Annotated in this window: 5 protein-coding genes; 1 reads left to right on the top strand and 4 read right to left on the bottom strand. The window is 48.4% G+C overall.

The annotated features are described in order from the left end of the window. Positions 1–2 precede the first annotated feature (2 nt). The 4 genes from LZG94_RS05080 to LZG94_RS05065 form a co-directional block, all read right to left on the bottom strand. Positions 3–2,462, bottom strand: a complete 2,460-nt coding sequence (locus tag LZG94_RS05080) for a glycosyl hydrolase family 95 catalytic domain-containing protein (RefSeq protein WP_233790847.1) — start codon at positions 2,460–2,462, stop codon at positions 3–5. A gap of 157 nt (positions 2,463–2,619) precedes the next feature. Beyond that, on the bottom strand, positions 2,620–3,633 hold the full coding sequence (locus tag LZG94_RS05075; RefSeq protein WP_409013241.1) for a glycoside hydrolase family 43 protein: 1,014 nt from the start codon (positions 3,631–3,633) through the stop codon (positions 2,620–2,622). 54 nt (positions 3,634–3,687) lie between these two features. After that, a complete protein-coding gene (locus tag LZG94_RS05070; protein WP_233790846.1) occupies positions 3,688–5,502 on the bottom strand; it encodes a RagB/SusD family nutrient uptake outer membrane protein in 1,815 nt (604 codons plus the stop codon). A gap of 7 nt (positions 5,503–5,509) precedes the next feature. Then, a complete protein-coding gene (locus LZG94_RS05065) occupies positions 5,510–8,749 on the bottom strand; it encodes a TonB-dependent receptor (RefSeq protein ID WP_233790845.1) in 3,240 nt (1,079 codons plus the stop codon). A 318-nt stretch (positions 8,750–9,067) separates the two neighbouring features. On the opposite strand from LZG94_RS05065, the gene LZG94_RS05060 reads away from it, so the two are divergent. Further along, positions 9,068–13,180: a hybrid sensor histidine kinase/response regulator transcription factor gene (locus LZG94_RS05060; RefSeq protein ID WP_233790844.1), complete on the top strand. Its 4,113-nt coding sequence runs from the start codon at positions 9,068–9,070 to the stop codon at positions 13,178–13,180. Positions 13,181–13,258 lie beyond the last annotated feature (78 nt).

Raw genomic sequence — 13,258 nt, 5'->3', positions numbered from 1 at the left:
AGTTATTGATTTACAAAAACATAAACCTTACCGGCTTGTGTCGGAATGTCGTAAAGGAAAGTTTGTTTAACGCTTGGTACACCCAGGTTTGCTTTGGGAGAAAGTACCGCGCTAGCCACTTGTTCGACCTGATAAAAAGCATTGGAATTTTGTCCAGACGCTTCGCTTAACGACTTTCCACTTCCCAGCTTCAATGAGTTAGGCGCGCGTAATCTTAGATTTCCACCGATCTTGGATTTCACCTCCACCTTCGTGAGCTTACCCGATTTCCACTCCATATTTACCACCTCAAAACCACCCTGCGCGAGCAATCCGCCGATATTTCCAGCTTGCCACACGTCCGGTAATGCGGGCAGCAAATGCACCGAACCGTCCGCGCTTTGCATCAGCATTTCGGTGATTCCCGACGTGCAGCCGAAGTTACCGTCAATCTGGAATGGCGGGTGTGCGTCAAAGAGGTTGTTGTAAGTGCCACCGCCTTCTTTGGAGGTTCCTAATGGCGAAAGCTGGCTTTTAATCAATGCAAATGCATGGTTTCCGTCCTGCAACCTGGCCCACCAGTTTACTTTCCAGCCCATGCTCCAACCCGTCGAAACGTCTCCGCGGTGCAGCAATGTAGTGCGGGCGGCGGAAAACAGTTCGGGCGTGCGGTAAGCTGAGATTTGGTCAGAAGGGAACAAGCCGTACAAATGTGAAACATGGCGGTGGTGGTCGTTTGGATCATCCACATCGTCGAGCCATTCCTGCAATTGTCCGTGCTGGCCTACATGCATAGGCGGCAGGCGTTTACGCATCTGGCGCAGCGAATCGGTGAATGCATCGTCCTTTTTCAGGATCTCTGCTGCGCGGATGGTGCTGCTGAAAACGTCGAATGCGATCTGGTTATCCATTGTCGTTCCGGCGTCCAGTGAGGAGCCTTCGTGTGCTGCCGGGGCGTTTTCCGGAGAGCTTCCCGGGTTTACGACGAGCCATTTATATTTGGGATGTTCTACTAAAAAATCGGCATAAAATGTGGCTGCGCCTTTCAGGATCGGATAGATTTTAGCCAGATAGGCTTTGTCGCCGTGATAGAGATAATGCTGCCACAAGTGCTGGCTCGTCCAGCCGCCGCCCGCGATCCACATGCCCCAGAATGCACCGTCGATCGCGCCGGTTGCGCGCCAGATGTCCGTATTGTGATGCGCCATCCAGCCTCTTGCGCCGTACATGGTTTTGGCCGTTTCCTTTCCTGTCTCAGAAAGTTCTTCCACCATTTTCAAAAAAGGCTCATGCAGCTCGCTCAGGTTTGTCCGCTCTGCCGGCCAGTAATTCATCTGCGCATTAATGTTAATGGTGTATTTGCTGTCCCAGGGCGGCATCATTTTGTTGTTCCAAATGCCTTGCAAATTCGCAGGCTGACCACCCGGTTGCGAACTGGAAATCAGCAGGTAACGACCATATTGATAGTAAAGCGTAACCAGTTCGGGATCATTAACGTTGCGGAAGTTTTTGAGCCTTTCGTCCGTTGGTAGTTTTCCCAGGTCGGTTGCGCCAAGATCAAATTTTACACGCTTGAAATACTTTTTATAAGCTACAATGTGCGGGTTTAGAATGGCTGCGTATGATTTCGAAGCTGCCTTATCCAGATACGAAGCCGCAAGCGCATTTTCATCGCCGCTTACATCATTATAATTTTTGAAATTGGTCGCAATGGAAATGTAAATGGTCGCTGCATTGGCTCCGCTCACATTCAATGCGGTGTCATTGGCAGTAACATTGCCGCCTTCCGTTTGGATTCTGGTAATGCCTTTGAAGCGAACCTGCCCTTTTACACCCTCGTGATCTTGCGTTGTTCCGGCAATGGTGAGGTCTTTTGAGGCGGTTGTTTTGATTGATTTGGTTTTGTGCAACAAGGCATAGGAAGCACCAAATGCAAGCTTACCTGGCTTGTCGGCAGTAAGCCGGATTACGATTACGCGGTCCGGGAACGAGGCCAGGACTTCGCGGGTGTAGTTGACGCCATCGACCTCGTAAGTGGTTTTGGCAACTGCGCGTTCAATGTCGAGCTCTCTGTAATAATTAGTATAACTGTCGTGGCCTGGAAATGTCAGCCGCAGGTCGCCCAGCGGTTGGAACATTTGTCCGTGTGATTTTTTGGTAATGATGGCTTTGTTGGCCAGCTTCTCGGCTTCTTTTTGTTTTCCGTCAAAAATCAATTTCCTGATTTCCGGCAATGCGGCCAATGCTTCGGGATTATCATTCCGATTTGGTCCGCCCGACCATAATGTATGTTCATTGAGCTGAATCGTTTCATTCACCACATTGCCATACACCATCCCGCCGAGCCTGCCGTTTCCGACGGGCAATGCATTTTCCCAAACTTTGCCGGAAGGCTGGTTATACCATAGCTTTTGCACCCTCGGCGTTTGCGCGTAGCTCGTAATTGTGACCGCCAGAAATAACAGGTAAAAAAATTTCCTCATAATGAAATGTAAAACTGAAAGTTTATTAATGTGTCAACGTGACACTTTAATAAACACAATGGTATGAGGTATTTCAGAAAAAACAAAATTATTTCTTGATTAAAGGCAAGATAATCGCGTTACAGCAAACCTATGTCCTCCTGTAACGCGATTACTTTTAAGGATTAATCGTTTTGATATTGCCGTTGCTATCCCGGAGCAATTCCCTCACTTTCACATTGCGCAAATGAGTCTTTCCCGAAAGCGCAGCATCATGATAGAAAATGTACCACTTACCCTGCACTTCGACGATAGAATGATGTGTTGTCCAGCCTTCAACCGGATTCATAATGACACCTTTGTAAGTAAATGGCCCGTAAGGTGTAGTTCCCTCGGCGTAGCATAGCAAATGCGTGTCGCCGGTTGAATAGGAGAAGTAATATTTGCCATTGTACTTGTGCATCCAGGCACCTTCAAAAAAGCGGCGTTTGGTGTCAGATGCCAGGATCGGCTTGCCGTTTTCATCCAGGATCTGCACATCTTTCAAAGGCTCGCCGAAAGACAGCATATCATCGCTCATTACCGCCACTTTGGCACTTAGCGCAGGTTCGTTTTCATGTCCTTTGCCCAGATCTGTCATTAAAGATTTATTGTAAGTACCTGTATGCCAGCGTTGCAACTGACCTCCCCAAATGCCTCCCAGATACATATAGCTTTTTCCATCTGTATCCGTAAAAACGGCCGGATCAATGCTGTAACTTCCTTTCATAGGCTGAGGTTCAGCTTTGAACGGGCCGGTTGGCGACTTGCTGGTGGCAACACCCATCCGGAAAATGCCCTCTTTATCTTTTACGGGAAAATAAAGAAAGTAAGTACCGTTTTTGAATGCCGCGTCGGGTGCCCACATTTGCTTATCAGCCCAGGGTACATCTTTTACATCCAGCGCCACGCCGTGATCGGTAACTTTGCCACCGATCTTATCCATGGAATAAACGTGGTAATCGCGCATTTGAAAGTGTCCGCCTTCGTCATCCTGCGGCACGTCGGCCTCAATGTCGTGGGATGGATAAATGTAAATTTTCCCGTTGAAGACGTGCGCCGACGGGTCAGCGGTGTATAGGTCGGTTACCAATGGTTTTACATTGGTAACCTGACAAACACCATTTTGAACACTTAAACCTAACGCCACCATGGACGCCGATATATTTAATAGCAAGCTGCGGTTTATCATCATTTGGTTTTTTTATCAATATCCAGAATTTTGAGGGAATTTCGGTCCTTCTACTACCCTGTCAATCTGAGTTTGTGGAATAGGACGCAGCATATTGAAATCTTTCACGTAAGTAGCAGCTTCCTGATTCCATTCCTGCACGCGGCGAACAAGCGAGCGCGTCCGAACTAGGTCATGCCAGCGCTGCCATTCTCCGAAGAATTCACGGCTGCGTTCGTCGAGGATAAAATCAAGCGTTACTTGCGCTGGTGTGATCGTCAGGGCTGTTGCCGCGGCTGCGTTTTCTGCGCTTGAATTGGTTTTTTTGAATGCTGCGCGTTGACGAACTACATTGATCAATGCAGCGGCTTTTGCGTTATTACCTGCTTTAAAATAGGCCTCAGCACCCGTCATATACACATCCGAAAAGCGATACAGAACCACAGGACGGGTCGAAGGATCGTTGAAATTAGCACCACGGCTTGGGTCCATGAATTTTTTCAAAGCGGGAAAAATGCTGTTATTCCAAAGACTTGGCGGCACTACAATGCCTTTGAACGGACGAGTGCCTACAAATTGCGGCGCACCCGGCACCTCATAATCCGGCAACCAAACGGCAGTATCCACGCCAGGAACGGTTGTATAAGAAATTCCGCGAAGGTTATTCGTTGCATTCGCCTCATTTTTTACGGCAGTATTTGAAATATAAACCGTGTAAAATGAATTGTTATAACGCGAATCCACATCGCGGTTGGTAAATGCCTGATCCAGGAAATAATTTTTGCCTGCCCGTGGCCCCGTTGCAATTTTATCGGAATTAGGACGCATCCGCACATAGGGACGGCCATAATACGAGTCACGAAGCATACCGGAAGTTCCACTATGGACAAAAGCACCGGCTGCATTTTTGATCGAGTTAATGCCGCTGTTGTTCGGGTAGTTCCAGTTGGTAAACCATGGCGTCAGGTTTTGCGCCGCGCCTCCCCCAGACTGTCCGCCAACCTGATAGTAACCATATTTGGGATCCAGCACGTGGTCACTTACGAACATCGTTTCTTTGCCATAATCGTTTGCGGGCACAAATGCGTCTCCATAATCCTGCCATAAGTCGAGGCCATAATCCGCCTTTTTTGCAATTATATCGTCGCAAATGGCTGCTGCCTGAGTGAAATCAGAAGCTGTATTATTCAGCCAGCCGCGCGTCAAATATGCTTTTGCGAGAAGCAGTTGCGCCACGGGTTTGGTTGCCGCCTTGCCCAGGAACGGAGCTGTTGGTTGATTAGGCAAATCGGCCGCCGCTTCGGTTAAGTCTTTAATTATAAGCTCGTAAACATCCGCTGCTGGCTGGCGTGATGCTGCCTGCGAAGGCACGGTAACAAACTCAGTATGAAGCGGAACATCGCCCCAGGTTTGCACCAGATAGAAGTACCAGAATGCTCTCAAAAACTTGGCCTGCGCCAGATATTGCTTCCGCGTGGCTTCCGGCAAATCAATCGTTGCGCCATATTGGAGCACACCATTCAATGTATTAATGTCCTGAAATGCAATCCCCCATGCCGCTCCGAAGTTGCTGCTATTGAGACCATTATAAGTGTAAGCCGGACCTCCTCCGCCATTTACACCCTGAATGAATTCATCCGTTCCGGCCTGCATTTCAACAGTAAAGCCCTCGGTTCCCCATTGGCCCCGGATGTCATTGTAAACTCCGGCGATTCCGCCCAGCACACCTGCCGGGCTGTTGAAGTAAGTTGGAACGATCTGGGATTGTGGATGTTCTTCGAGCACTTTTTCGCAACCCGTACTGAGTGAAGCGATTAAGGCTGCTGTGATCAGATTTTTTATGGATTTCATAGTCGGATTAGAATTTAAGGTTTACGCCCACAGTGAATTGTTTTACCGGCGGGGAGTTCAGGTTTACCGAGATCTGGCGCTCCGGCGCGCCGCGGTCGCTGGCGCCTTGCGGGTTCAGTGTAGACTGCCCCGTTGCATAGCTGTTTCCTTCGGGATCAACAGCCAGATCGTCTTTCACCAATGGTGAGTAAATAATGAACGGATTGGTCAGGTTAACATAGATTCTTGCAGAGGTCGCACCAATTTTTTTAATCAAATCACTTTCGAAAGTATAACCGAGGTTGATGCTTCGGCATTTGATAAAGGAGCCGTCGTAGTAACCCAATGTGGAACCAAAGTTAGCCACAGCGCCGCCGGCATCAGGAGCAGGGAATGCGTTGGTTGGATTGGTTTCTGTCCAGTAATCTGTTTTCACCTGATTTACACGGCCTTGATTAAAAAATGCAAAACCGCCTGAACCTGTGGAGTTACCCGTCAAGTATGGCACCAGCACTTTCATACCCATTCTCGCGTAGGTCACGATAGAAGCGTCAAAGTTTCTGAAACTGAAACGGCTCGTCAATCCTCCCTCCCATTTAGGCTGGAAATTGCCCAGGATCTGGCGGTCGTTTGCGTCGATCTTGTTATCTCCATTCAAATCTTCCACACGGATTTGTCCTGCAAATTGAACCGGTGAAGTTTGCTTCGCCAATGTTCCGTTTTCGGCGTCAGCAGTCTGCCAGATTCCTAATTTTTTGTAATCGAAAATCACGGAAAGTGGCTGCCCTACAAACCATCCCGCGCCCAGGTTGGACTTTTCTTCCGGTGTGGTCAGCTGCGTGATTTTTTCGCGGTTAAAGAAATAAGTCGCGTCAATACTCCAATTGAAGCCTTTCGGTTTTCTTACTATCTCAAAAGTGGCAGCTACTTCCAATCCTTTACCTTCTGTTCTACCCAAATTCTTCAAAGTAGAACCTGCACCATTGCTTGGCGGCAGCGGCACGGATAACAGAATGTCCTTGGTTTTTTGATGATACCAGTCCACCGAACCTGTAATGCGGTTATTGAACAAACCAAAATCAATTCCAATGTCCACTTGCGCGGTCGATTGCCAGCTCAAATCGCTGGAAGGCAGGCTGGTCACCGTGTAAGCAAGTTGTTGGCCGGCTGTGCCTAATCCGAAGTTGTAATAACCCGCAGATAATGCGCCCAAAGTCGAGTAAGCGCCCACATTGCGGTTTCCGGAAATCCCCCATCCACCGCGCAGTTTGAGGTTTGAAACGAATGGAGCCGATTTCATGAAACCTTCTTCCACCACATTCCAGCCTAAGCCGATCGCCGGATAATTGAAGTATTGGTTAGCCGGGGATAATGTTGAAGAACCATCGCGACGCAATGTCAACGTCAGCAAATATTTGTCGGCAAAGCTATAATTAAGCCTTCCCATGTAGGACAGCAAGCCGGTTTCCGAAAATGAGTTACCAAAATCCGACGGTGCGACTGGCTGGCCAGCGGCGAGTGAGAAGTTGGACGTTTTAATATAATCTGCCGGCACACCTGTTACCGTAAACCGGCTTCCCAGCGAGTGGTTTTTGGTGTATTCGTAAAGCGCCGTGAAACCAAATTTGTGCTTGTCTGCAAATGTTTTATCGAAATAAAGCAAATGCTGCAAGTTCACATCCCAATACTCCGTGTTGCTGATCTCGGCTGTGGAACCGGCCTGCGTGGTGGCCGTATTGAAATAGGTCAGCGGGCCATTGTAATTATTCAGGTTGGACTGGCTGAAATTGAGACCAGCATTGAAACGGTATTTCAATCCCGGCAAAATATTAACCTCCGCATAAAGGCTGTTGAATGTCCGTATCGCCCGCGTGCGTCCCAAAGCCGATTCTTTTTTGGACATAATCGTCAACGGACTCACGATGGCTGCATCGATAGAACCTTCCGCGGGGAAAGTATTCACCGTTCCGTCTGCATTATAAGGCGAGGCCAATGGAGTCAACCGCACAAGGCCGCCCGGCACTCCTCCGCCACCCGGCGTATTGGTGTAAGTCAGCGTATTTAATGTATTTAGCCCGATTTTGATGTTTTTACCGATCTTCTGGTCAATGGTTGCGCGCAGGTTGTAACGCTGGAAACTTTGGTTTGGAATGATCCCGGTTTCATTAAAATAACCCAAACCCAGCGAGTATTGCGTGTTTTCAACGCCGCCTTGCAAGCCCAATTGGTGATTGGTCATAAAACCCGGCTTGTAAATCAGATCCTGCCAATCTGTGGAAACGCCGTTATCAAGTGCTTCCTGCTCTTTTTGGGTTAATAAATAGCCCGATGTGCCCGGCGCTGTGCGGTTGTATTTGGCTGCATCGGCTTTGAACTGCGCATATTCCTGGCCATTCATGACATTGAATTTGCCCATCACCTGCGTTTGTCCGTGATAGCCGTCGTAGCTGAAAACGGGATTGCCAATCTTTCCTCTTTTGGTTGTTACCAGGATCACACCGCCCGCTCCGCGAGAACCATAAATGGCTGTTGCAGAGGCATCTTTCAAAACTTCCAGACTCAAAATATCATCCGGGTTAATGTCATTCAAGCCACCAAACGGAATTCCGTCTACCACCACAAGCGGACCGTCCAGACCGTCACTTGACCCCGAACTGGTTGTCAATGTGCGGTTTCCACGAATCCTGATCTGTCCTTGCGAGCCGGGCGTGCTTCCGTTACTGATAATCGAAACGCCAGCCGCGCGGCCTTTCAGCTGATTCACCAGGTTCGGCGCGGGCACTTCTTTTAATGTGCTTTCACTGACCGAAACCACCGAACCCGTAACATCGCGCTTCCGCTGAACGCCGTAACCGACTACGACCACTTCTTCCAGCGTCTTGTTGTCAACCGCTAAGGTTACATTGATAATCTGCTGCGTGCCCACGACCACTTCTTTCGGCGCGTAACCCACGAGTGAGAACACCAGAACTGCATTTGCATCCTGAACCGAAATTTTGAAATTCCCGTCCTGATCTGCGCTGGTTCCTCTGGTCGTGGATTTTACGAGCACACTTACACCCGGCAGTGCTTCGCCGTCGGGGCCGGTTACTTTTCCTGAAACTTCAATGTCAGCCGCTGGTGCTGACCTGTGTCTGGTGCCGTAATCGGCCCATGCTGCGCTGCTGGCAACCGCATCCATCGAAGCGCCTCCGAGCAGCAGGATCGGAAGACCAGAAAGTCCGAGCATTCTGGCCAGCGTTTTATTGGTTAATAAACGTTCATGCATTTTGTGTATGATTTGATGTTTAAATTAGATTGAATCATGTGGCTTAATCGGTGTTGTTGTGAAAGTGTCAATTTGACAATACTTGATTTGGCTATAACTTTGGCTTTTGATCAGCTTAAATACTGCATCACTTTTTCCAGATATTATTTGATTTATTGTCGACAAAAGTAGCGCAGCGGGACAGCCTGCTGTGAGCACATTTGTTCATATTAAGGATACAATTGTTCAAATGGGTCAAAAAAATGCCTGATTCGAGGACAAACTTGCATTTTTGAGATAACTTTCGACCCGGGCTCCGTTTTTAACCCACCGATATCAATGCGCTTAAAAATTCTGCTCACATTCCGTTTGCTCTGCCTGATTGTTGCCTGTTTGGCAGCAACGACTGGGGCGTGGGCTCAGCCTGCCGAACCAAAATTCACTTCGCTGACTTCGACCGATGGATTATCGTCCAACACGGTGACCGCCATCCTGAAAGATCGCTATGGATTAATGTGGTTTGGGACCGACGACGGCTTGAACCGGTTTGACGGCACGGATGTGATGGTGTACCGCCATGATAAAAAGGATTCGACATCGCTCAAATCGAGTGACATTTCTTGCTTGCACCAAGATCAAAAAGGGCGGATCTGGGTCGGGACAATCGAAGGCGGGCTGCACTTATATGACCGGCGGAAAGATGCATTCGTAAGCATTCCGTCGCCGCACAGTGTCATCAGCATTGCAAGTGATGCGTCGGGTAAACTTTGGGTGGGAACAACGGCGGGTCTCATCCAGGTAAACCCGGAAACCTATCAGATCCGCACATTTACCTCAGTCGCCAACATGCCCGATCAGATTTCCAAAGGAATGATCCTGAGCATTGCCGTTGATAGTAAGAAAAGGGCTTGGGTGGGAACACGAACTGGTTTATACAAAATTGACCCGTCGGACAAAAGCGAAGAATACATTAATTATTTGCAATCATTGCCGGATGAAGTCGGAGCGCGCACTGTGAAATCCATTGTCGAGGACCCGGAAGGCAATATTTGGGCAGGCACATTTAGTGGTGTGTTCAAGCTGAATGCAAACGGCCAGATCATCAAACATTTCAAATACGAGCCTGATAACAAGAGTTCCCTGAGCACGAATATGGTCTTTGCGGTCACCTGGGAGAATGCGCACCGCCTCTGGATATGCACGGATGCGGGCCTTAATATGCTCGACACGCGCACGGGGATCATCACGCGTTACGGCCCGGATGCGCGGACACAATTTAGTCTGAGCAATAAATCGGTGCGCAGTATTCTGTTTGATAATGAGGGCATTTGCTGGCTGGGGACTTATAAAGGTGGTGTCAATAAATATGATAAGAACCTGGCCATTTTTGGGTTAAAGCGTTCTGATGTAAATGATCCCTATGGTTTGAGCGGCCCGTTTGTCACGGCATTTGCTGAAACCGGATCGGGCGAGCTGTTTGTGGGAACGGACGGTGGCGGGCTGAATTTGTACAACCGCCAGACCAATCTTTTTAGAAAATTCCCTATTAACCCCAAAAACAAGAACGCTGCCTCGGGACTTGCCATTTTAACATTGGAACTCACTGCCAGCAACGAGCTCTGGATCGGGACATTTCAGGACGGGTTATTTCAATTTAATCCCAAAACAGGCGGTTATACGCAGTTTCTAAGAGGGAAAGACTCCACCAGCCTGAGTAATAACGACATTTTTTGCTTGGAAAAAGATCAGTCGGGCAAGTTATGGGTGGGCACCAATGGCGGCGGGGTTCATTTATACGATCCGGCGAGCAAAACATTCAGGAGAATGTACGATCCGGGCATTCCGGTTACCCAGCGTAGCATTCCGTTGAACGGTTATATCCGGGATTTGCTGCTGGATCGTAAAGGAAAGCTCTGGATTGCTTCGCACGGGACCGGCATTGCCGTTTTTGATCCAATAACCCAAAAATCAATGCTGCTCGACAGGCAAACCAGTGATCTGGCCAGCAACATTGTTTTTTCGCTTTTGGAAGATAGCAAAGGTAACATCTGGGCGGGCACGTCGGGTGAAGGTTTGGCTTTGTATGATCCGCGTTCGAAGAAATTTATTACTTATGGAGCGAAGGAAGGATTAGCCAGTAACATTGTCAATAAAGTGCTGGAAGATGCGCAGGGGCGGATTTGGGTGAGTACGAACCAGGGAATCAGCTATTTTGATGTAAAAAATAAAAAATTCATTAATTACACCTCCTATAATGGCATTCAGGACCGGACATTCGTGCTCGGCTCGGGCATATGCGCCAGCGATAACACGCTCTTTTTTGGCGGTATTGCAGGATTTAATTACATCGACACACGCAGCCTGCCCAACAGCAAACGCATTCCGCCGATCATTTTAAAGGACTTGAAAATCGGTAACCGCAGCATTACACCGGCCGATTCGAATTTTATTGACGCGGACATTGCTGTTGCCAAAACCATCAGCCTAGATTACAAACAGAATTTTTCAATCGGTTTTGCGGCGCTGGATTATACCAATCCCAAACAAATGCATTACCGCCACCGGCTGGTCGGAATGCAATCCGAATGGAACGAGACGGGGCTTACGAACTTTGCGAGTTATACCAATCTAAGCCCGGGCGAGTATGTTTTTGAAGTGCAGGCCAGTGGAGATGGTATGAACTGGAGTCCGCCCAAATCGGTGTCAGTGATCGTCAAACCGCCATTTTACCTGACCATCTACGCATACATTTTTTACATTCTCACGCCATTTGCGATTGTTTACTGGATGAGGCGGCGCGGCATTCAGAAGCTGCAAAGGCAGTTTAAGGAGCAGCAGCAACGCGCCGAAGTGGAACGGGCACTGGAATTGGACCGGATGAAAATCAAGTTTCTGACCAATTTGAGTCACGAGTTCAGGACGCCGATCTCGCTCATTCTGGCGCCGGTAGATAATCTGCTCGTCAAGACCAAATCCACCGAGTTGCATCCGCCCGTTAATGCAATTAAACGCAATGCAAAACGATTGCTTAACCTCGTGGATCAGCTGCTGGATTTCAAAAATATGCAGGAGCAGGAAGTAAAGCTGGATTTGAAACGGCGCGACATTATCCTATTTATCAAAGACACCTGCGAGCAGTTCAGCGATCTTTCGATTCGAAAGGGAATTCAGTTTAAAATTGAAAGTGCACTGGATAAGCTGGACATGGATTTTGATGCCGATAAACTCGAACGCGTTTTATTCAATTTGCTTTCTAATGCATTTAAATTCACTTCAAAAGGCGGCGAAGTGGCTTTGCAAGTGCAGCTGCAAACGGATGCCGAGGGAAAGCACTGGCTGCTAATCAACATTGCCGATAACGGAATTGGCATTGCGGAGGATCAACACGACAAAATTTTCGACCGGTTTTTCCAAAGCGATACGGACCTGACGGTGTTGAACCAGGGAAGCGGCATTGGCTTATCCATTGTGCGGGAATTTGTGCAGCTGCATCAGGGAAGGATCAATGTGGCCAGTCAGCCCGGCGCGGGGAGCACATTTACGGTGGAGCTGCCTATTGCGGACGAGCTTCTTCCTGCTGTCGAGCAGCCCGCCGCAGCTCCAAAAATGCGTCCCGGTGAAGCGGAAAATACATTTAATAAGCTGGAAAAGGCTCACCCGGAAGATCCTTCGAATGTGCTGATCATTGAGGATAATGATGAATTCAGACATTATCTAAAAGAAAGTCTGGCGCCGTTTTACCATGTTATCGAAGCCAGCAATGGGAAAGAAGGCTGGCAGAAAACGCTCAGCCATCACCCGGAACTGATCGTGAGCGACGTGGCCATGCCTGAAATGGACGGCATTGCGTTAAGTCAGAAAATTAAGTCGGACAAGCGCACGAAGCACATTCCGATCATTCTACTAACCGCCAGCACCGGCGAGCAGCAACAACTCGAAGGCCTCAGCTCAGGCGCGAATGATTATTTGACCAAACCATTCAATTTCGACATTCTAAATACGAAGATTAACAACCTGATCCTGCTCAACCGGCTGTTAAAAGGCGTTTATTCCAGACAAATACAGGTTGCGGGCAATGCGCCGCAAATGGAATCGAGCCAGGAAAAGTTGCTGAAAGATATGCTTTCTTACATTGAAGAAAACCTGCACACATCGCAGCTGAGCGTCGAGAATCTGAGCAAGCACGTAGGCATGAGCCGGGGAACATTATACAGCAAAGTCCTGGAAATGAGCGGACAGACGCCTATCGAGTTTATACGCTCCATTAAATTGGAAAAAGCTGCCTTACTGCTTGAAAACAGCGATTTAAGTATTTCCCAGATCTCCTACATGACTGGCTTTACGGCACCTAATTATTTTGCGAAATCGTTTAAGGCTAAGTTTAATATACTTCCTACTGAATACAAGCTCAGGAAGCGAAGACACAGCCAGGGAATGGCATCCGAGCAATAACTTAATGCCATTCGTCCACCTATCTCCGCCTTTTGTTGGACAAATACCCTTTTTAACCCCCATACCTTTGTTGAAAAG

The organism is Dyadobacter sp. CY343, assembly GCF_021390335.1.
GTDB lineage: Bacteria > Bacteroidota > Bacteroidia > Cytophagales > Spirosomataceae > Dyadobacter.
Note: the sequence above shows the minus strand (reverse complement) of the source record. Positions and strands in the feature narration are given on the sequence as shown.

Bases quoted from the DNA above. Each gene is read 5' to 3' on its own strand.
- LZG94_RS05080 (WP_233790847.1), bottom strand. From the start codon at position 2,462: ATGAGGAAATTTTTTTACCTGTTATTTCTGGCGGTCACAATTACGAGC.
- LZG94_RS05070 (WP_233790846.1), bottom strand. From the start codon at position 5,502: ATGAAATCCATAAAAAATCTGATCACAGCAGCCTTAATCGCTTCACTC.
- LZG94_RS05075 (WP_409013241.1), bottom strand. From the start codon at position 3,633: ATGGTGGCGTTAGGTTTAAGTGTTCAAAATGGTGTTTGTCAGGTTACC.
- LZG94_RS05060 (WP_233790844.1), top strand. From the start codon at position 9,068: ATGCGCTTAAAAATTCTGCTCACATTCCGTTTGCTCTGCCTGATTGTT.
- LZG94_RS05065 (WP_233790845.1), bottom strand. From the start codon at position 8,749: ATGCATGAACGTTTATTAACCAATAAAACGCTGGCCAGAATGCTCGGA.